Source organism: Corynebacterium drakensteinense (assembly GCF_041224285.1).
Lineage (GTDB): Bacteria > Actinomycetota > Actinomycetes > Mycobacteriales > Mycobacteriaceae > Corynebacterium.
Genome location: NZ_JAXOFP010000003.1, coordinates 136,036 through 157,258, shown reverse-complemented (window position 1 = coordinate 157,258; position 21,223 = coordinate 136,036). Strand labels below are relative to the sequence as shown.

At 57.6% G+C, this 21,223-nt stretch carries 18 protein-coding genes; 16 read left to right on the top strand and 2 right to left on the bottom strand.

Annotated features, from left to right (window positions below):
* Window positions 1–5: 5 nt before the first annotated feature.
* The 6 genes from U1140_RS03305 to U1140_RS03280 all read left to right on the top strand — a co-directional run bounded on the left by U1140_RS03305 (window position 6) and on the right by U1140_RS03280 (window position 4,718).
* A complete protein-coding gene (locus U1140_RS03305; RefSeq protein WP_369846038.1) occupies window positions 6–935 on the top strand; it encodes a Ppx/GppA family phosphatase in 930 nt (309 codons plus the stop codon).
* A gap of 11 nt (window positions 936–946) precedes the next feature.
* Complete coding sequence (locus U1140_RS03300; RefSeq protein ID WP_369846036.1) at window positions 947–2,464, top strand: hypothetical protein; 1,518 nt, start codon at window positions 947–949, stop codon at window positions 2,462–2,464.
* Window positions 2,465–2,699: 235 nt separating this feature from the next.
* Window positions 2,700–3,506: a pyrroline-5-carboxylate reductase gene (proC, locus tag U1140_RS03295; protein ID WP_369846034.1), complete on the top strand. Its 807-nt coding sequence runs from the start codon at window positions 2,700–2,702 to the stop codon at window positions 3,504–3,506.
* Between the two features lie 416 nt (window positions 3,507–3,922).
* Window positions 3,923–4,105 (top strand): hypothetical protein, encoded by a 183-nt coding sequence (locus tag U1140_RS03290; RefSeq protein ID WP_369846033.1) that lies wholly within the window; start codon window positions 3,923–3,925, stop codon window positions 4,103–4,105.
* A 120-nt stretch (window positions 4,106–4,225) separates the two neighbouring features.
* Complete coding sequence (locus tag U1140_RS03285) at window positions 4,226–4,417, top strand: helix-turn-helix domain-containing protein (protein WP_306516142.1); 192 nt, start codon at window positions 4,226–4,228, stop codon at window positions 4,415–4,417.
* 199 nt (window positions 4,418–4,616) lie between these two features.
* Window positions 4,617–4,718, top strand: coding sequence for a 30S ribosomal protein bS22 (locus U1140_RS03280; RefSeq protein WP_003855542.1), 102 nt, complete (start codon window positions 4,617–4,619; stop codon window positions 4,716–4,718).
* 443 nt (window positions 4,719–5,161) lie between these two features.
* Here U1140_RS03280 and U1140_RS03275 read toward each other — a convergent pair whose 3' ends face one another.
* A complete protein-coding gene (locus tag U1140_RS03275) occupies window positions 5,162–6,970 on the bottom strand; it encodes an HNH endonuclease signature motif containing protein (protein ID WP_369846032.1) in 1,809 nt (602 codons plus the stop codon).
* 272 nt (window positions 6,971–7,242) lie between these two features.
* Window positions 7,243–8,298 (bottom strand): HAD-IB family hydrolase, encoded by a 1,056-nt coding sequence (locus U1140_RS03270; RefSeq protein ID WP_369846057.1) that lies wholly within the window; start codon window positions 8,296–8,298, stop codon window positions 7,243–7,245.
* A gap of 469 nt (window positions 8,299–8,767) precedes the next feature.
* Between U1140_RS03270 and U1140_RS03265 the strand changes: the two genes are divergently transcribed.
* The 10 genes from U1140_RS03265 (at window position 8,768) to U1140_RS03220 (ending at window position 21,176) form a co-directional block, all read left to right on the top strand.
* Complete coding sequence (locus U1140_RS03265; protein ID WP_369846055.1) at window positions 8,768–9,034, top strand: glutaredoxin family protein; 267 nt, start codon at window positions 8,768–8,770, stop codon at window positions 9,032–9,034.
* Window positions 9,035–9,311: 277 nt separating this feature from the next.
* Window positions 9,312–10,874, top strand: coding sequence for a glutamyl-tRNA reductase (locus tag U1140_RS03260; protein WP_369846030.1), 1,563 nt, complete (start codon window positions 9,312–9,314; stop codon window positions 10,872–10,874).
* A gap of 11 nt (window positions 10,875–10,885) precedes the next feature.
* The gene (hemC, locus tag U1140_RS03255) at window positions 10,886–11,779 is read left to right on the top strand and encodes a hydroxymethylbilane synthase (RefSeq protein ID WP_369846029.1); all 894 of its coding nucleotides are present in this window, start codon (window positions 10,886–10,888) and stop codon (window positions 11,777–11,779) included.
* A 282-nt stretch (window positions 11,780–12,061) separates the two neighbouring features.
* Window positions 12,062–13,825: a uroporphyrinogen-III synthase gene (locus U1140_RS03250; protein ID WP_369846028.1), complete on the top strand. Its 1,764-nt coding sequence runs from the start codon at window positions 12,062–12,064 to the stop codon at window positions 13,823–13,825.
* Window positions 13,826–13,899: 74 nt separating this feature from the next.
* Window positions 13,900–14,889 carry a porphobilinogen synthase gene (gene hemB, locus U1140_RS03245; RefSeq protein ID WP_369846027.1) on the top strand — a complete coding sequence of 330 codons (990 nt, stop codon included), beginning with the start codon at window positions 13,900–13,902 and terminating at the stop codon, window positions 14,887–14,889.
* Between the two features lie 130 nt (window positions 14,890–15,019).
* Window positions 15,020–15,799: a hypothetical protein gene (locus U1140_RS03240; RefSeq protein ID WP_369846026.1), complete on the top strand. Its 780-nt coding sequence runs from the start codon at window positions 15,020–15,022 to the stop codon at window positions 15,797–15,799.
* 239 nt (window positions 15,800–16,038) lie between these two features.
* Window positions 16,039–17,121, top strand: coding sequence for a uroporphyrinogen decarboxylase (gene hemE / locus U1140_RS03235; RefSeq protein ID WP_369846024.1), 1,083 nt, complete (start codon window positions 16,039–16,041; stop codon window positions 17,119–17,121).
* Between the two features lie 96 nt (window positions 17,122–17,217).
* Window positions 17,218–18,672, top strand: a complete 1,455-nt coding sequence (locus U1140_RS03230) for a protoporphyrinogen oxidase (RefSeq protein WP_369846022.1) — start codon at window positions 17,218–17,220, stop codon at window positions 18,670–18,672.
* 177 nt (window positions 18,673–18,849) lie between these two features.
* Entirely contained in the window at window positions 18,850–20,280 is a 1,431-nt protein-coding gene (gene hemL / locus U1140_RS03225; protein WP_369846021.1) for a glutamate-1-semialdehyde 2,1-aminomutase, read from the top strand.
* A gap of 287 nt (window positions 20,281–20,567) precedes the next feature.
* Entirely contained in the window at window positions 20,568–21,176 is a 609-nt protein-coding gene (locus U1140_RS03220) for a histidine phosphatase family protein (protein ID WP_369846053.1), read from the top strand.
* Window positions 21,177–21,223: the final 47 nt, after the last annotated feature.

Sequence of the window (21,223 nt, the reverse complement as noted above, 5' to 3'; positions counted from 1 at the left end):
GGAGTGTGCGATTAGGTGTAATTGACGTGGGCAGCAACACTGTCCACCTAGTAGCAGTAGATGTCCGCGACGGTGGTCGACCAACCCCAATGAGCGATTGGAAGACCTCGCTGAAGCTGGTGGAGCAGCTCGATTCCGACGGCAATATCCACGACCGCGGCCTGAAAAAGCTGATTGCCGCGGTTAAGGAAGCCAAAGAGCTGGCGAATAAGCTCGGGTGTGACGAGTTCATGCCCTTTGCGACGTCTGCTATTCGGTCCGCGACCAACTCGGCTTATGTTTTGGACGAAGTAGAAAAGCACACCGGCGTGCGTCTGGAGATCCTGTCGGGTGAGGATGAAGGCCGGCTGACGTTTTTGGCCGTGCGCCGTTGGTATGGCTGGTCAGCGGGGCGGATTACCAATATTGATATCGGTGGTGGCTCGCTGGAGCTGTGTACCGGTACCGATGAGCACCCGGATGTGGCGAGTTCGCTGGATTTGGGCGCTGGACGCTTGACCTACAACTGGTTCGACACTGATCCGCCGGGCAAGAAAAAGATCAATACCCTGCGTGATTACATCGACGCCGAGTTGAAGGACGTTGCTAGCGAGATCCGCGCCTATGGCGACCCCGGAATTGCCGTGGGAACCTCCAAAACGATCCGCTCTCTGGCTCGACTGACCGGTGCGGCGCCGTCGTCGGCAGGCCCCTATGTTCGGCGCACACTGACGGCGCCGGGATTGCGGCAACTCATTGCCTTTATTTCGCGCATGACGGCTGCGGACCGAGCCGAGCTCGAAGGGGTTAGCAACGACCGTTCGCACCAAATTGTTGCCGGTGCTTTGGTTGCAGAGGCTAGTATGCGAGCATTAAGAATCGACGAACTCGAAATCTGCCCATGGGCACTGCGCGAAGGCGTGATTCTGCGTCGCATCGATAAAGGACTGGAGTAGGGAGAAACAGCATGTCTGACGACAAGCAATTAACAGTCGCGGAATTGTTGGCCCGCGCCGGGAAAGAGAAATCCGATGGCGACGGCGCGCCTGGCAGTCGAGGTGCTGGCAAAGATGGTTCTGATAAGCCGCGTCGGCGTCGTCGCCGCAGCATGGAAGACGGTGGCGTTTCTGTCGCGGAGCTGACTGGGTCGTTCCCAAAGGTCAAGGCCAAACCGAAGGAATCCAAGCACGGCTCGCCGATTGATGAAGCCTCTGGCGAGCAGGCTGGGAAAAAACCGGCTCCTGGGGCAGCAACTCCTGCGACTCCAAGCTCCAAGGAGAAAACCTCTCAAGGCACGGATGGCCGATCGCAGTCGAGCCGAACCGGTGCGGGCAGTGGTCGAGCTACGCAGGCAGGTAAGCAGGAGTCGGACAGCGCCGGTGCCCAACCTGCGGATAGTGGCAAGAACGCGGGTAAAAGCGATAGCGCCGGTAGCGGTAAGAATGCGGGCAAAGGCGCGAGCTCGGAAAAGACTAAGCCCGTCGACGGTGCCACTGGTGCTGACAAAACCGTCACCAAGCAGCAGGACTCGCGGACGAAGACCAAATCTTTCACCGTGAACCGGAAACCAGCTGAGCAGACCCCAACCAAGGGTTCAGCTGAGCAGACCCCAACCAAGGGTTCTGAAAAAGCTTCCAGCACCTCTAACAAGGCCACCGGTGCCTCTGGTGCGGCCGCGGGCTCCTCGGGCTCCACCCTGAAATCTGGTGCAGCCGCAAAGCCCGGTTCTGCGGATGCCGTACAGTCCGCCAAGAGTGGTCAGCAGGACAAACCTGGAAGCCAGGGGTTGGCTACGAAACCGGCAGATGCTGCTAAATCTGTCCCTGAAAAGCCGAGTCCTGCTTCCGATGAGACCGCAGAAATCTCGCGAGTTACCGATGCCCACGCAGAACAAGAGCACTCCAGCAAAGACCGCGGTGATACCGTCACCACAGGCGAGATCCCCAAGGTAGATTCTGCGGGACGGGCCACCTCTACGGCCAAACAGCAAGCCGGGCAGCGAGCTAGCGACGATACCTCCGAATTCCAGAGCGTGGACGATGCTGCCACGCAGAGCGCACCGGGTGCATCAAGCGCACAGAAGAGCAAGAACAAGCAGAAATCTGGCGGTTTCGGTAGCCCGATACCTTCTGCGGCGGAGCAGCGCGAACAAGAAGCCCCGGTTCACGCCGGTCCCGACGTCGATGCCGGTACTGATGCCGAAAACGACGAATCCATTGCCGAGGGCGAAGGCATGAACCCGTTGGCTGTCGTTTTGCTGGCCTTGACCGGAATCATTCTTGGCGTGGTCGTTTTCAAGGGCTTCGAAATGCTCTGGGGCTCGCTGAATAATTTCTTGGTTGCAGCACTCGCGGTCGGTGTAACTGGAGTTATGGCGGGAATTGTTCACGCTTTGCGTACGGAACGCGATGGCTTGTCGATGACCCTGGCTGTGATCGTCGGGCTGTTGCTGACCTTTGGCCCAGCCGTCCTCGTGGTTCTATAGCTCCTATATCCGGAGCCGCGGTCAACGATCCCGTGCTCTCTTGCCCACGAGCAAAATTCTTGACGACGATCCCAACGACTCAATGCACGTGGCCCAGGCGGTGCGCCACCAGTGAGAAGTGATGCACTGCTTTAGTGACGTGCCGGCCGGCGGCCGTCGCAGGGAGATGTCATGAAACCCCTAGTCCAACCCAACGCGGTGGCTAGGGGTTTTGCTTTCTGGCATCGTAGAACCTATGACTAACATTGCTGTTTTAGGTGGAGGACAGATCGGCGAAGCACTCGTTTCCGGTCTTGTAGCCTCCGATTACGATCCCAAGTCCATCACGGTTACGAACCGTAGCGCCGATAAGTCCAAATACTTCGAGGACAACTACGGCGTGAATACCACTTCGGATAACGCGGCTGCGATCGAAGATGCAGATTACGCGTTCCTTTGTGTGAAGCCCTACCACATCATCGACCTTTTGGAAGATGTGTCCGGTACGCTGCAGTCCCGTTCAGGTAAGACCGTGGCCGTGTCGATGGCGGCGGGCCTGACTATCGACGCCATGGAAAAGGCAGCGGGCGATGGCGTCCCCGTGGTTCGTGTGATGCCGAATACCCCAATGCTGGTTGGCAAAGGTGTCAACGCTGTAGCACCGGGAACGAACGTGTCGGATGAGCAAATGACGAGCGTTTCTGAGCTCCTCGAAGCAGTTGGCGAAGTGGTCATCGTCGAAGAAGACAACATGGATGCCGTTACTGCGATGTCGGGGTCGTCGCCAGCGTATTACTTCCTGGTCACAGAAGCGCTTATCGACGCCGGTGTGCAGCTCGGTCTCAAGCGCGATGTGGCTGAAAAACTCGCGACCAACGCTGCTCATGGTGCAGGCAAAATGCTGACGGATTCGGGTCGTGACCCAGCAACCCTGCGTCAGAACGTCTCTTCGCCGGGCGGCACGACGGTCCACGCCCTGCGTGAATTGGAAGAGTCCGGGATTCGCGGAATGTTCTTCCGTGCCGCTGAAGCGTGTGCCAACCGTTCGAAAGAACTGGGTTAACGTTCGAAGTAGACGTTTTTAGTGAGAGTCCACTAGAGCGGAGAATTCTGTCCCCCTGCGCTGGGTGATTGTCATTGTGACACGAATGGCAACACCATGCACAGGGGGCTTTTTATACCGGTTGACAGATTCGGTGGAAAATCGGGTGAAAACCTGTCCCAGACGCAATAACAAGAGTTTTGTGCTGTTCCGGACCTATGCTTGTTTGGCTGCGCGTTCTTTTCCGGGGGTTGGTCTCAACGTTGGTGTCGGCGTCGGTGGGGGTATCGGTTTCGGCGGCGGTGTGTGTGTGGAGCCGCCAGGTTTCAAAATGGATCCAGCCGAAATTACGTGCAGCTACCTGCAATCGTCCTTGAGTAGTGGGGCTACGGGAATCGTCCTTGAACACGTGCAGCGACAGGAATCCGATTAAACACGTGGAGAGCAAGAAATCGTCGTCAAGCAACGACTGGGCGATCGTGGCGCAGATTACTTACAATGCTGTGATCTTTGGCCAATTTTGTGCCCCCGGAAATGCGGAAAATCCGTTAAAAAGTCAACGTCTGAACAGTTGCGTTTCAGGTGGTATTGCGGATGTTTGCAGCGAAATTTGGGATTAATGTGCAGGGGTGGGTCGCAATAGCCACAAGTGACACGCTAGACTAGTTTGAGCACGTGCGTGTGAAGTCCTGCGGGAGGGGAAGCCTGCAGCGCACTACGAGCTGAAGGGTGAGATATATATGGCACATGAAGACAAAGGAACGTTTCTGACCATCGCCGAGGTTGCTGAAATGATGCGGGTCTCGAAGATGACGGTCTACCGCCTCGTGCATGCTGGTGATCTGCCAGCTGTGCGCGTAGGGCGTTCCTTCCGCGTTCACGAAGAAGCCGTGAGTGAATACCTGAACTCGTCGATCTACGAAGTCGGGTAGCCCACGGACTCACTATGTTGGCGAACACGCTGGGGTCGGTGTTTGTAGGCTTGTCAGCCTTCAGGGAACCGACTTGCCGGTAGACTTGTCTCCCGACGGCGGCCCTAATTTGGGTAAGCTCTTTGGGAATCGCTAAGGTATTGAGCATTAGTGTCGGTAGTTTTGTACAGATATCAACAAAGAATTGAGGGTACTGACCATGGGTTCAGTGATTAAGAAGCGCCGTAAGCGCATGTCCAAGAAGAAGCACCGCAAGATGCTGCGTCGCACCCGCGTCCAGCGTCGTAAATTGGGTAAGTAAACGGCCTGATTTTATTCAGCGGCTGCCATTTCGGTAAAGAATTGGCTGCCAGCACGCACCCTGTGGAACCAGTCATGCTGCCATGAACTGCCGCTCGGCAGTTTACGGCTAAAAATGATTGGGGAGCACAGGGTTTTGGTGTATCTGGATGAGTGGGTACATGAGTGGGCACGAAAATTGGTGGTCGTGCAAACACCTAGACTCTTGAATTAATTAGACGAGCTCGCGCCACCACAATTGCGTGGACACGATCCCGGGCTGAGTTTAGCGAACCTGAATGCATCAAATATTCCTGAGCAACCCTCTGTGTGAAACCTAGTAATATATTGGGCTCAGCAGGCTTGAGAAGGCTTAAAAGCCCCAGAAAGCTTCGATGATCCGCATGTGGTTATGCGGTTGGTTCGCTCTGCCCCATCGAGAGGGAACCTTTTTCAGTTTTCTGCTTAGGCCGCTTGTGCCGAACCCCGATGAGATGCCGGCTTCGCAGTCGCTGTCTGTGCCGTTGCCGGTTTCGCTGCTTGCGAATGTTGCATGAGAAGACGTCGTCCTGGAGCCTTGCGCGCTGTTACTGATTCGTTGATCTCCGTGCGGCCAGTCTCGGGGTCATACCGGCCAACCAAATAGGTCTTGGAATCTCGGGTCATGTGTCCCTTATTGTTTTTGCCGTCCTGCTGGTCATTGTTTGCACGGTGATGATAAGGACACAGCAGCGTGAGATTGTCCAGGTCAGTCTTGCCGCCGTGCGAATAGGCAGCGATATGATGCCCTTCGCAGTTCGCCGCCGGCTCACTACAACCCGGGTGGCTACATACCAACTCCAAGGCGGTAAGGAAGGCGCGTTGGACCTGCGACATATTTCGCACCCTTCCGGCATCGAGAAGCTCAGCGCGGCTATTGTCCGTGATCCCCAGATGACATTCTGAGATCCCGATTTGCATAATTTCTGCTGGGGTCAGTGCGTCGCCGGTATCTGTTTGGAAGCGAGTGGATGGCCCCATATTCAGGTAATCATCAATCGTGCCGACAATGACCAGTTGCGCTGCGACTCGGCCTGCGTGATCTCGTCTAGGTGGGGTCGGCGAGTTGTCGAGTGTGAGAGCGGATGGTGCCGATGCCACCGTTTCCTTCGCCATCGGCTTTCTGGTCGCCGGCACCGAACTCTCCACGGAGGACGGGACAGGCCCCAGGATCGTATCCATGAAATAGTCGTGCACGAACTGGGGCAGTGTACGAGATTCAGTGATCGTGGCGTCGGCTTGGCGAGCTTTCCAAACCCGCATTGCCTTGGCCCGAATAGCTTCGACGCGAGAGGCAAACGCGGAATCCGTCGTGATCCCGAAATTCATCATCCCATTGGGAAGCTCACGCGGCTGCGTAACTGTACGCTTCGCACGTGCTGATTGCTGTGATGCTCGGGATTTTTCCGGCGTGGAATGCGCATCAGGGTGGGTATTGGCCTCGCGGATCCGCTCCCGACACCAGTGAGACAGATCCGCGCAGTCCCGACCCTGCGCAGCCTGCTGCAGGGATTCCATACGAACCCGATGCTTTCCCGGCACAGAGGTATCGTTGAGATGCCGAAGTTGGTGGTCAATCGCGGCGAGCTGGTCCGGAGAGATGCTGCGCGCTAGGCGACGGTTTTTCGTCTGTGCATATTTTTCTTGGTTGAGCTTGTTTTTCGCTGACCGGAGGCGTCGGGATCGTTGGTTGCTGGATTCGTCGGCAAGCTCGTCATCATCCGGATGGTATTCGGGGATGTAGATCGAGCCATAGGTAGTTTTCGCGAGCGCACGAACAGAATTGGCATGGGACGTGGAATAGCCCAAGCGCTTGGTATAAAAACCCCGGGCTGTAGTGGTTCCAACCAGGCGGCCGATTTTACTGCGGTCAGCGCACCATGCAAGTGCGATTTCACTGGAACGGCGGCATGACGACGCTTTTGCGAGATGTTCCAAGGCTCGTGCAATCGTGGCGTAATGGTCGAGATGTCGACTTTTGGATTCTGCCAGATCGTCGGCTAGGTCCGCTAGCTCGGCTTCTAATTTTGCCAGTATTGAGGTGATGTCGGCGATGCGGTTCCAGGCATCGGCACGCTTTTGATTATGCAGGTGAGGCGGGCGGTCGGCTGGAGGATTCGATGTTGGTCCGCTCGTGGACTGCTGTTCGTGAGCAGTTTTCGCTGCGGCATGATCTGCAATCTGCCTGGCAATTGATGTTGTAGCGGATTCTTGCGAGGTGTTGGTGTGAGTCATGATCATCACGCTAAAACCAACTGTGTGGGTGTGCACTGGCGGAGGGAGCGTGGGCAGGCAAATCTGTGGATAACTCAAGTTATCCACAGCCTGACGACGGGTGGGTTGCGGCTTGGCGACGAGCGCGCCTCACTGGCCTGTCTTATAGGTACGAGCTGGGGCGTGCGCTGACGACGGGCGTCGTCAATCGCGTCGTTAGTCACATCGTCAATCACGTCGTGAATTGCGTCGTCAAGAAAGTTCTGGAGAATATCCAGACTTGGGCCGGCAGGCTAGTTTTTTGTGGAACCCCAAATCTTCCAGCCACCGTAGGCGCCGTAAGAGAATAGTGCTGTGACCAGAGCAGGAATACCGAACGAATGAACTGCCTTGCGCAGAGAGCGGTAGTCGTTTACCTTCCAACCCCGTGCCTCGGCTTCTTTGCGCAGCGGGCGATCTGGGTTGATGGCAACCGCGTTGCCGACCATGGTGAGCATGGGGATGTCGTTGATGGAATCCGAGTAGGCTGTGCAACGCTCTAAATCGAGCTTTTCCATCGCCGCTAGGGCAGCAACTGCATGCTTTTTACCTGGCCCATGCAAAATATCGCCGACCAAACGCCCGGTGAATTTGCCATCTTTAACTTCCGGAACTGTGCCCAGTGCACCTGTAAAACCGAATCGTTGAGCCAAAATCTGCGCCAACTGCACCGGTGTGGCCGTCACCAACCACACCTGTTGACCAGCAGCCAGATGCTTGTTGGCTAGCTCGCGAGTAGCCGGGTATGCCTTATCCGCGACACGGGAATCCACAATTTCTTGGCAAATATCGTTGAGCTCTTGGACCGTGCGGCCCTTAATGAATTCCAGGGCCAGCTCGCGGCCTTCGGCTACGTCGGAAATGTTTTCTGAACCGGTCACTCGGTATTTAATTTGTTTCCATGCGATCGGCAGGATATCGCGGACGCGGAAAAACCGTTTACGCGCGAGGCCCATGGCCAAAACCACTAACGATGAGCCCTGGATGAGCGTGTTATCGACGTCGAAGAATGCAGCTGCGCCGTAATCTTGGGGAATTTCCGGGTCCGGTTGGGTGAGTTTGAAACTGCCTGCGGCTTCCACAGACCCCGACACCGATGCCACACCGGAATCGAATGAGGGAAGATCTATGCCAAAGTTTTCGCTAATTGCGGTGGCTGCGGCAGCCTCACCGGCTTCTTGTTGGTGTGCGTCATCTAAAGGTGGCATCACCTTGTTTTCGAGGAAACGTCGTAAATTACCGCGACTCGCGGACCATTCAGCCAAAAAATCTTCGGCCGAATTTAGCCCGCCACCATCAGAATCAGACAAGAAACTCACGCACTAAACTCTACCTGCTTATAGCAAACGTGCCGTTTACCGAGGTTCGGCATAATGGTGAAATGCTGAGCGAAACTGCATGCGTGGGCATAGTGGAGTTTGCGCGTGTTTGAATCGGCGTCCTAGCGCAATTGCGGTCTTGTGTCAGGTCGCAACCTGGCAGCGCGTGACGATGGCATGAGGCAACTGCTGGGGCGTGGTGAGCTAAAAGCTGGCCGCAATGAGGCAGAAGCTGGCCGCAATGAGGCAACAGCTGCATTGCGATGGGGCAGATGCTGGGCCAAGATAAGGCAAACGCTGCGTCGAGACGGGAACAGGCCGCGTCGAGATGGGAAAAGCCAGGTCGAGAATGGTACGAGAAAGGGAATTGCAAAATATGGATGATGCCTCACGACGGATTCGCCCGAATGGACTTGGTGACGGGGCCGATCTAGCTTCTGGAAAATCCCGCGTCGATGCGATGGGGGCTGAGAGCGCGACGAGAACACCCAGCCACATCGTTGAACTCATGGTGCGCACTGACTGTGGTTCCTGCGTACGGGTGCGCGAACAGATCACGCCGATAATCGAGAGATCCAACGCGCAGCTGCTCGTGCGCAATGTTGATGAAGATCCAGAGTTAGCGATGGAATTTGGTGATCGAGTGCCCGTCGTTGTCCTTGATGACGAGGAATTTGCGTGCTGGGAAGTCGACAACGATGAGTTGGAAAAGGCTTTGACTCAATAAGCGGTCAATATTCGGCAGGATTCTGTTAACGAGCCCCGTTGGGGCTATCCTTTTGGTTGATACCGTTACTGGATCAGAAGGCTTGGGACACCAAGACCGGCGGGATATGCTCGCGGCCATGGCGTCGCAAGGCCAGAGTTGCAACGTCGGGGCTGGTGTAACGTCGGAGCTGGCGCAATGCCCGGCTTGTGCCTGGGCCCGCCTGGGTGGCCAGCCGGAAGATTCAGCCGGAGCTAGATCGAAGCGAATCGTTATATCTGAGATAGCGGAGGAAAATGTGAGCGTGCTCGTCGTGGGAATGTCCCATCGTTCGGCTCCAGTCGCCTTGTTAGAGCGGCTGAGCGTGGATGGCATGCAACGCGAGGAGACTGCTGCCGCGCTTGTCGCGACCTCGTCGTTGTCCGAAGCCATGATCATTTCGACGTGCAACCGCCTCGAAGTGTACTGTGTGACCAATTCTTTCCACTCGGGTGTGCAGGACGTGGTGAACGTGCTACACGAGGTTTCGGAAATCGATATCGACGAACTTCGTAGCTACCTTTATGTTCGCTATGCCGATGCAGCTGCCGAGCACATGATGGTTGTCGCCTCAGGCCTGGATTCGATGGTGGTAGGCGAGCAACAGATCATCGGCCAGGTCCGGCAGGGTTACCAACGGGCAGTCGCTGCGAATACGGCGGGCAAAACTTTACATGCCTTGGCGCAGTCAGCGTTGCGTGCGGGCAAACGTGTTCACACCGAGACCGATATTGACGAAGCCGGCGCTTCGATGGTGACCGTTGCGCTCAATGAGGCGCTGCAGTACATGGATTTGTCGATGTCCGAGAGCCTGCGCGGTGCCCAGAGTGGGCAGACCGAACGGGCACAGCTTGACGACGAACCCCTACTGATCGGCCGTACCGCGCTCGTCTTGGGAGCAGGTGCGATGGCGTCGCTGGCTGCTACTCACCTGGGGCGGCTCGGCGTCGACAAGCTCATCGTCGCCAACCGCACCCGCGAACGTGCGGATAACCTCGTCGATCATGCCCACCAGGCTGGGGTGCAGGCAGAAGCGGTAAATTTCGAAGACCGTTTCCAGGCATTTGGTGAGGTAGACATCGTTGTTTCTGCCACCGGTGCGGATAATTACACCGTGGACCGCGCCTCGATACCTGGGCAACGTCGTGAACACGTGGTGCTGATCGACCTGTCATTGCCGAGGGATATTGCTGACGATACCGCTGAACTGTCCGGCGTTGATCTGGTGAATATTGAGCGCCTGCACCAGTCGTTGTCGGCGCAAAGCGAAGACGAAGACACCACCATTGGCTACCAAGACGCCAAGCGTATTGTGCGGGAAGAACTACAGGCTTTCGCCTCTGAACAACGTGTGCGAGAAGTGGTTCCGGCGGTATCGGCGCTGCGCAAACATGCCTCTGGGGTTATCGAGTGCGAGATGGCTCGCCTGCGGCAACGCAGGCCGCACATGCCGGAAGATGATTTCGCCCAAGTGCAGGTTGCGATCCGGCGTGCCGTCGACAAGCTCCTGCACGAACCTACGGTGCGGGCGAAAAAGCTCGCGGCGGAATCGGGGGCAGTGAGTCACGAAACGGCGTTGCAGGAATTATTCGGACTGGAAATCGACGGCAGTTCGGTGGCTGTGGATGCCAAGGAGCTTCCGCTGCCGCAGGAGGTCATCGCGTTAGGAAATAATCGGCCCGGTGCCGATGAGCACGCCGGTATCGGTGACCGCGCCGAGGGCCATGCTGGGGCAAGCGGTGCCGACGGGGCTACCGGGAAGACCGTGGAAGAGACCTTGGGAGAGATCTTGGGGTCGAATTCATCGCCGAAGCAGAACTAAGGAGTAAAAACATGTTGCAAATTGGTACCCGAGGTTCAAAGCTTGCCACCACCCAAGCCGGCCACGTGCGGGACTGGATCATCGCAGAAGGCACTGCGGCCGAGCTGAAGATCGTCAAGACTGAAGGCGACGTCAATATGGCACCCGTTGAGCGCATCGGAGTGGGAGTTTTTACCCAGAAGTTGCGCGAGGCCCTGCACGCCGGCCAGTGCGATGTAGCAGTGCACTCGTTTAAAGACTTGCCGACGGCTGCCGATGAGCGCTTCCACTTGGTGATACCCAAGCGCGCCGACAACCGTGAGGCACTGATCGCTCGTGACGGACTGACCCTGGAGCAGCTGCCCGAAGGTGCACGCGTGGGCACGTCAGCGCCGCGTCGGATTTCGCAATTACTTTCCTTGCGTCCAGATCTGGATATACGGCCACTGCGCGGCAACATCGAAACCCGCATGGGCAAAATTGATGACGGTGAGTTAGATGCCGTTGTCCTGGCCTACGCCGGCCTGGTGCGTAATGGCTACGTAGATAAAGCCACTCAGGTGTTTGACGCGGATGTGGTGATGCCCGCACCCGCGCAGGGAGCCTTAGCCGTCGAAGTCCGGGTGGATGATGCCGAGGTGGTCGAAGTCGTCGACAAGCTAACCAGCGCGGTAGATCGTGATTGTGCCTTTGCAGAGCGCGTGATCTTGAATCGCCTGGAAGCTGGATGCACCGCGCCGGTTGCTGCATATTCGACTTACGATAAGGATGCCGGAATCATCACCGCACACGGTGGGGTATTCGCGTTGGACGGGAAAAAGCGGTTGGTCGCTACAGCCAGCGGCACCGACCCGATTGCGGTGGGCGAAGAGATTTCACAGACACTGCTTGCCGACGGTGCAGCTGAGCTGTTGGGCGAGGCGTAGGCAATACTCGCTCGGCGGTAGCTGGTAGGCCAACTCTGAGTTAGCTACACAGCCCAGCCGACTAGGGCTGTCGATGGCTAGGGCCGTCGACAAGCCTAGCCAGTGAATTCTGATTAATTCGTTTGTTTTTTAGTTTCACACCGTCTACTTTAAGCTGGTACTAGCACACGAGATTGTGCCGTTGTCGTTTTGGGTCGGCTTAAGAGCAAAACCACAGGTGACGGCGCTTCGTCGTGATTTATTTTTGTTTCCTGTCCGTGACCGCGCGTAGAAAAGGTCTTTATGAGTAACGCCCCCTCCGTCGCACACCAAGGCAAAGTGGTGTTCGTCGGCGCCGGACCCGGCAACCCGGACCTTCTGACAGTTCGCGCTAGGGAAGTGCTCGCGTACAACACCATTGCGGTCGCAGACTCGCAGGTGCATGAAGGGGTACGCGAAGTCGTGGGCTCGGCGCTGCCAGTACCGCAAGAAAAACTGGATGCTGCAGAGCAAGAATACGCCCGCATGTGCGCTGAGGCGAAAGCCCAAGGGGCACGGCGGAAACCTCCGCGTCCAGCCGCCCCAACGGCCGCGGATGTGCGGGAATTTGCTGGTGGTGACCAGGTCGTTTCCCAATTGCGTACGGCGTTAGACGAAGCCGAAGGTGCCGACGTCATCCGATTGGTGGCCGGTAATCCGCTGAACCGCGAGGCGATTTTGGCGGAAATTTCTGCGGTTGGTGCTGCCGGTATGGAGTTTCAGGTCGTGCCCGGCATGTCGTTGCCGTCGACGGTTCCGTCATTTGCAGGTATTGCATTGGGTTCGACCTACACGGAAGCGGACATGACCGATGGTGAGGTCGACTGGGATCAGTTGTCCGTCGCCACGCAACCCATTGTGCTGCAGGCGCTGGCCGCCGACCTGCCGACGATCGCAGAGGAACTCACCGCCCGCGGTATGAGCGTCGAAACCCCGGCGTTTGTCACGGTCAACGGCACTACGCGGCTGCAACGCACCTACGAGGCCACCCTGGAAACACTGGGCAAGCTGAATGCTGAACTCGACGGCACGTTGGTTGTCACCTTGGGCCGTAGCTTCGATGACCGCTCAAAGTATTCCTGGTGGGAAAATCGCCCCTTGTATGGTTGGCGTGTCCTGGTGCCGCGTACCAAAGAACAAGCTGGGCCGATGTCAGCGCAACTGGCATCCTACGGCGCGATCCCGCAGTTGGTGCCGACGATTTCCGTCGAACCGCCGCGCAACCCTGCGCAGATGGACCGCGCGATCAAGGGCATCGTCGAAGGCCGTTATAAGTGGGTCGTGTTCACCAGCGTGAATGCGGTGAAAGTGGTCTGGGACAAGATTGCTGAGCTGGGAATGGATGCGCGTGATTTTGCTGGCGTGCACCTGGCTGCCGTGGGCGGTAAGACCGCTGCCGCGATTCGGGAAAAAGGCATGGTCCCTGAGGCCCTGCCGAAAGCGGATGCCCAAAATGCACTGGGCTTGGTTGAGTCCTTCCCGCCGTATGTGGAAGACATCGATGCTGTGGGCCGGGTTTTGTTGCCACGGGCGGACATCGCCGGCGACGCACTGGTGGAAGGTCTGCAGGGCCTCGGTTGGGAAGTTGACGACGTGGTCGCCTACCGTACGGTACGCGCGGCCCCGCCATCAGCGGAAACTCGGGACATGATTAAGACCGGAGCCTTCGACGCGGTTGCGTTTACCTCTGGATCAACGGTGCGCAATCTTGTCGGTATTGCGGGTAAACCACACCAACGCACGATCATCGCCTGCATCGGGCCGATGGCGAAGGCTGCAGCCGAAGAAATGGGGCTGCGTGTCGACGTCGTCCCCGAGGTGGCAGACGTGCCCCACCTGATCGATGCTTTGGCCAGCCACGTCGCACACCTACGCGCTACTGGCAACCTGCCTGCACCGCGGAAGAAACGCAGGACGCGTCGAAAAGCAAGCACGGCCGGTTCTGGTGCTAGCTCGGCTAGCCAGTCGCAGCAAACTGGTGCCAGGACAGGGGAAACGGAAGCCTCGGTGGCCACGACCCGCGCCTAAGCTTTTCGCGAGCTTCATCGGGCCACTGCAGTCGCCCACCACAACACAATTTCGAAGTTTAGGAAGGTCCCCACGTGGATTACCCTTTGTCTCGGCGACCTCGTCGCCTTCGCACCACCCCAGCATTGCGTGAATTGACGGCAGAAACGCAACTGCGACCTGCCGATTTCATTTTGCCAATGTTCATCGCGGATGGCCTGGATCAGCCGAACCCTATCTCGTCGATGCCGGGGGTCTACCAGCACACTTTTGACTCATTGATTCGAACCGCCGAGCAGGCTCTAGAACAGGGGGTGCGCTGCGTCGACCTATTCGGTGTGCCACTTCCTGCGGACAAGGACGAAACCGGCTCCCAAGCATGGGCGGAAAACGGCATACTTAACCGGGGAATTTCGCACCTGCGCAAAGAATTCGGTGACGAGTTGTTGATCATGGCCGATACGTGTCTCGATGAGTTCACAAGCCATGGCCACTGCGGGCTTCTCGACGGCGACGGCGGGGTGCTTAACGACGTCACCGTTGATCGCTACGTTGAGATGGCCGTGAGCCAGGCCGCTGCAGGCGCTCATTTGGTGTCACCGTCGGGAATGATGGACGGCCAGGTCGCGGCGATCCGCGAGGGCTTGGACTCTGCTGGGTTCCATGATGTCGCGATCATGGCGTATTCGGCGAAGTATGCTTCTGCGTTTTTCGGTCCATTCCGGGAAGCCGTGGGGTCCTCGTTGCAGGGCGACCGTCGTACTTACCAGCAGGATCCGGCGAATCGCCGCGAATCGCTGTTGGAAGTGCAATTGGACATTGATGAAGGCGCGGATTTTGTCATGGTCAAACCCGCTTTGTCGTACCTGGATATCATCAGCGAGGTTGCAGAATTTTCGCCGGTTCCCGTGGCGGCTTATCAGGTCTCGGGCGAGTACGCGATGATTCAGGCAGCTGGAAGCAACGGCTGGGTGGATCGTGATGCCGTCATGATGGAGGCGTTGCTCAGCATCAAGCGTGCCGGCGCAAATCAGATTCTCACTTATTTTGCGACTGATGCCGCGCGCTTGTTGAACCAGGGCTAGATCCAGAGTCAGAACTAAAGCTAGGCCCCGCCGACGGGCTTGTCGGCGGATCCTGTGTGTGCGTTGTACGGCTGCGTGGTTGGGAACACAGACTGTGCACAAAAATGACATCATGTATAAGGTGCACTCTATGGTGAATACGCAACCTCCAGCTAATTCCGTAGGACAACCTTCTCGCACCACCAGGCCGGTCAATTCTGCACAGACCGGGAAGTCCGACGATTCGCCCAACAAGAATCCAGGCAAAGGAAGCGGCCCAGCACATGCCGATCGCCCGGAATCGGTGCGTCTTTATGTCTGGTTGTGGATGTTCGCCCTGGTTGTTGAACTCATTCACCAAATTCTCAATATTTCCATGGCCCTGTGGGATCCTTCCGAGCTGCAGGCTCTGGCCGCTCGCAGTATCGAAGAAAGCGGCCAAGCAATGAGTGATGGTCTGCTTAATATCGGTGTTTACGGCTCCATCGTTGTGATGGGCCTTATTTCGCTGTTGTTACTGGGGCTTTTGGCGACGATGCTCTACCTTGTGAATAGGCAGCACAAGCGAGCTGGTTTGGCGCGGCGGATGCTGTTTTTCTTCGGGTTGTATTTTGCTTTCCGCCTGGTCCTGATTTTCGGCACCTCGGGAAATCCGCTGTCCGAGGTTCCAGAAGCCTTCTACATTATTGATGGCAACCTGCAGGTACTCGTTGGCGTAGCTGCGGTGTTGACGCTGATCTTTGGTGGCCGCAATGACACGCTTGATTACACCGGGGAATTAGAGAAAATGCGGCAGCTCGAGCAAGAATTGCGTGCTGAACAAGAACGACGCGTGCAGCAGAAAAAAGAAAAACAAGCGAAAAAGCAGGCTGAGCGCCGCACAAAAGACCAAAAGCGCGAAGCCAAGGCTGATCCAAAGCCTGGCTCCTAAGTCTCGCTCCTAAACGTTCTGGCTCCTAAGCGCTATTTATAGCTCAGTTAGTTACTCGTTCTGGCATCTCGACAGCCGGAACCACCCGGGGCATGTGCTGCCCGCCCCACGGCTCTAGGTCCAAGTATTCCCAGCACTGACCCCTGATCTGCGCCGTAAACTCCTTTTCGCTCCACCAGGCTAGGCCCCCGAGCTGGCTAGATTCGTTCTAGGTCGCGACCTAGTGGATAATAGAGCCTATGACGCGTCGGAGCTTGAACAATGCCCCTTTCCTTGATGCCGCCTATGGTCGTACGCCGAACCGGACGCCGGTGTGGTTTATGCGCCAGGCTGGCCGTAGCCTGCCGGAATATCGCAAACTGCGCGAAGGCACCAGCATGCTGGATGCGTGTTTTAAGCCAGATATGTTGGCAGAAATCACGATGCAGCCGGTTCGTCGCCATGATGTAGATGCGGCGATTTTGTTTTCTGACATCGTGATCCCCCTCAAAGCCGCTGGCGTTGATGTGGAGATCGTCCCTGGCCGTGGCCCGGTTATGGGCAAGGCCGTACGTAGCCCACAAGATGTGCGTGACTTGCCGGTGCTTGACGACGAAATCACTGAAGTCAGTGAAGGCATCGGTCTGATTTTGGAGGAGCTCACGGATTCGCAAGCGCTGATCGGTTTCGTCGGCGCCCCATTTACCTTGGCCAGCTACCTTGTCGAGGGTGGTCCGTCGAAAAACCATGAGCGCACGAAGTCGTTGATGCACTCAGATCCAGAAACCTGGCACCTTTTGATGGAGAAGATAACCCCGACGGTGATTGGATTTTTGCGTACCCAGATCAATGCCGGTATCGATGCGATGCAGTTGTTCGATTCTTGGGCTGGTTATCTCACGGAGCGCGACTACCGCGAGTTCGTCCTTCCGTATTCCCAGCGCATCTTGGATTCTGTGGGCGGCGAGATTCCGCGGATCCACTTTGGAGTTGACACAGGAGAGTTGCTCGGTGCGATGAGTGAGGCCGGCTCGGAAGTGATGGGCGTCGACTGGCGCGTGCCGATGGATGTTGCCGCTGGGCGCGTTAGCCGTGCCGTGGGCCCGCGCGTACTGCAGGGTAACTTGGATCCGGCGATTTTGTTTAGTGGTGAGCAGGCGATGTCGCGGGAGATTGCGCGTATTAAACATGAAGCCGCGAGCGCCATCAAAGCGGGCGAGGCCACGGGGCACATTTTCAATCTGGGCCATGGCGTTTTGCCGAATACCGCCCCAGAAGACATCACCCGTGCAGTGGAATTGATCCACGATACGGCAACCGGTGACGTTTCCGCGCCAAATTAGTCCCAAAAATCACCCCAACACCCATGCCCAACACCTAAAACCGAACGCCCAACTCGGTAGTGATTGCCCATATCTGATCCATCCGGAGGGATTTTCATGACTCGTTGCGCCATCATTGGAGCTGGTCTTGCCGGCTTGACTGCTGCTTATCAGTTGCGTCAGGAATTGCCGGAGGCCGAAATTGATGTCTGGGAAGGCTCTGAGCGTATAGGTGGCAAGTTGCACACGGTGCCTTTCGACGGCGGCCCGGTGGACATGGGGGCGGAGGCGTTTTTGGCGCGTCGCCAGGATGCCCACGAGTTTTTTGCCGAATTGGGGCTTGCCGATGAGATCGTGTACCCGTCTGGCTTGCGCCCATTGTTGTATTCGGAGGGCCAGACCCATGCTCTTCCCACTGGTGGCGTGATGGGCATTCCGGCATCGGGCGCGGCGGTCGCGGGTTTGGTGAGCCCAGAAACTGTTGCGGCTATTGACGCGGAAGCCGACCGTGAGCCCATTGCCTGGGAGGTCGGTGGCGACCAGAGTCTGGGGGCTTTAGTGCGCGACCGCTATGGCGACGAGGTCGTCGATCGGTGTGTGTCAGCCCTTTTGGGTGGGGTGTATTCGTGTGGCGCTGACGATCTCGGGGTCCGGGCGACGGTTCCAGCGCTTGCAGAAGCCCTGGATCAGTTGGCTCGCGACGGACAACCGGTGACGTTGAGTGCGGCCGTCGGCAAGGTCGCTAGTAGCAGCTCCTCGAAGCCTACAGGTACTGCTGCGAAGCCAAGCCCCGTGTTTGGTACGTTCCGCAAGGGCTATGCCACCTTGTACGAACGCTTGGCAGAAGCCACTCGTGCCGAGATTTACTTGGAGACTTTCGTCACCGGTATCCAAGCGGTCACGGGGCAAGGTGGGGCAGCACTCTACCGGTTGACGGGCATGGGGGTCGATGACACGCTTTACGACGCTGTCCTCGTCGCTACCCCGGCACCCATGGCCTCGCGGATTCTTAAGTCACTACCTGGTGCTACTGCGCAGGCAGCCGAACATTTGAGTTCTATCAAATTGGCCAGCTCAGCGGTAGTGGGACTGCGGTTTGCCTCCGACGTGGACCCGGAAGGCGGTGCACTGCCCGAAAACTCCGGAATCCTCGTGGCCGCCGATCAGCCAGGTGTCACTGCGAAGGCCTTCACATTGTCTTCCCGGAAGTGGCCGCATGTGGCTAAGCAGGGCACGATTCTCCGGGCCAGTTTTGGGCGTTTCGGTGACGATGCCATTGCTCGAGCTCCAGAGGATGAACTCGTCGACCATGCTTTGGACGATCTGAAGACGTTGACTGGTTTCGACGGCAGGGCTGCTGGGGTTGAAGAAATCTATACCCAGCGGTGGTTTGGCGGGTTGCCGCGCTATGACCACACCCATATAGAAACCGTGCGTCGTGCTGAACAAGCGCTTGCCGATGCTGATCGCGTAGCAGCGACCGGCGCATGGGCCGGCGGGGTGGGCGTACCAGCGGTTATTGCGCATGCTCGCCGCACGGCCCAGAATTTGGCACAGCAGTTAAACAGCTAAGTTAAACAGCTAAACAGTTACTTGGTTAAGCAGTTAAGCAGTTACCTGGTTAAGCCGTTAGGCGGTTAAGCAGCTCGCCAGCTGGGGTTCCCACTGGTAGCGGGCTCGGTATGCTGCAACGACTATTCGCCAGTTTTAAGAGCTTCGCGTATTCGGCAAGCCCGTAGAATAGAAGCCATGACTGATGACAACACCTCCAAAAATCACCCCGCCAAAAACAACCCCACCGAGAACGATCCTGTCGAGGACAACGCCTCAGAGAACAACACCGCTGCGAATAGCACTGGCCTAAGCGGCGCTGCCCTTAGCGTCGACAAGGGCCAAGCTCAATCCGAAGAATGGTTCCGCCGCGCCGTGGATATCACTCCGGGCGGAGTGAATTCCCCGGCCCGCACGTTTGACGCGGTCGGCGGCACCGCGCGATTTATCGACCACGGCAGAGGCTCGCGGCTTTTCGACGTCGATGGCAATGAATACGTCGACTTGCTGTGTTCCTATGGTCCGGGAATTCACGGAAATGCGCACCCGGAGATCGTCGAGGCCGTCACTCGGGCAGCCGAGAAGGGCCTGGGATTTGGCACCCCCACCACCGGCGAGGTGGAATTAGCTGAATTGATTGCCCAGCGTACGGCCGTCGACAAGGTCCGCCTGGTCAACTCCGGCACCGAAGCCACCATGACCGCGGTGCGATTGGCGCGTGGATTTACGGGCAAGAGCAAGATCATCAAGTTCCAGGGCTGTTACCACGGCCACGTGGATGCCTTGCTGGCTTCTGCGGGTTCGGGCGTGTTGACGTCGTCAAGCCCGGACTCCCCAGGAGTAACCAAGGCGCAGGCATCGGAAACCATCGTCGTGCCGTACAACGACCTGGCAGCTGTGCGGCAGGCTTTCGCGGAAAACGACGGCGAGATTGCGGCCGTGATCGCAGAGGCAGCCGCCGGAAACATGGGCACCGTAGCCCCGGACGACGGGTTTAACCAGGCATTGAAGGATTTGGCGCACGAACATGGCGCGCTGCTGATCCTCGACGAAGTCATGACCGGCTTTCGCACCTCGTATAAGGGCTGGTATGGCATCGACGGGGTAGCTGGCGATTTGGTGACTTTCGGCAAGGTCATTTCTGGCGGTCTGCCCGCTGCGGCCTTCGGCGGACGGCGGGAAATCATGGCGCATTTGGCTCCGGAAGGGCCGGTCTACCAGGCAGGTACGTTGTCCGGAAATCCGGTTGCGGTTGCGGCGGGCACAAAGTCGCTGCAGCTTGCCGACGAATCCCTGTACGAGCGCATTGGCGGGCACGCAGACAAACTCAGCGATATGATTTCCCGGGCGCTGGCGGCCGAAGGCGTCGCGCACAATATTCAGCGGGCGGGCACCATGCTGTCGGTGCGTTTCGCCGAAGGTCAGGGGCGCAACTTCGCTGACATGCAAGCTGCAGATACATTCCGCTTTGGCCCGTTCTTCCACGCGCTTCTGGACAACGGTGTGGTGGTTCCGCCATCAGCTTTTGAGACGTGGTTTGTGAACGATGCCCTGTGCGATGATGACTTTGAGATTCTGGAAAAGGCGCTGGTTCCGGCAGCGAAGGCTGCAGCCCAGGCACAAGCCTAGGTGCGGGGAACAGGGCGTGGGCATTAGCGCTTGACTGCGTATTTGCCTGACTGCGCTGCGCTGGGCTGCAATGCTGTACCAGCCCGCGTGGCCGTGCCAGCCCGCGTTGCTGTGCTAATCCGTGCTGCTACGCTACGCTGCAGTGGTTGTAGAGAAATGACCCTAAAGCCAAAGTTAACCCTCGACAAGCCAACCCCCGACAGGCCAACCCTTGAAAGATGAGGAGAGCTGCTATGCCCACGACCCCGACGAGCCAGCACAACCGAGCGGGCGCAACGAATTCAGAGATTCCGGTGACGATCGTCCATTTGGTGCGCCACGGCGAGGTCTTTAACCCGGGCAAGATTCTTTATGGCCGCATCCCTGGCTACCATTTGTCCTCGCGGGGGCATTCGATGGCAGCCCGAACCGCACAGTCTTTTGCAGACCATGATGTGGCCGTTTTGGCAGCTTCTCCACTGTTGCGTGCACAGCAAACCGCGCAACCAATCGCAAAAGTTACTGGCCTCGATATTGTCGAGTGTCCAGAGGTTATTGAATCGGGTAACGACTTCGAGGGCTTGCGCACCAAAGGCTGGCGCTCGCAATTGTGGAACCCGATTCGTTGGCCGAAGATGTATAACCCGCTTGAGCCGTCCTGGGGTGAGCCGTTCGTTGATATCGCTGACCGGATGATGGGGGCGGTGCATGATCTTCGTCGCAAAGCGGAGGGGCACGAGGCAATTGTGGTCTCGCACCAGCTGCCGATCGTGATGGTGCAGCGCACGGTCCGTGGCCAGGCGTTGGCGCACGCCCCGTGGAACCGGCAGTGCGATTTGGCGTCGGTCACCAGCCTGATCTTCAGCGGCGAGGACATCATCGACATCAGATACTCGACCCCGGCACACGCGATTTAGCCCAATTCCCGACTTGGCTCAGTTGCCATGTTGGGCGATACTAGGGA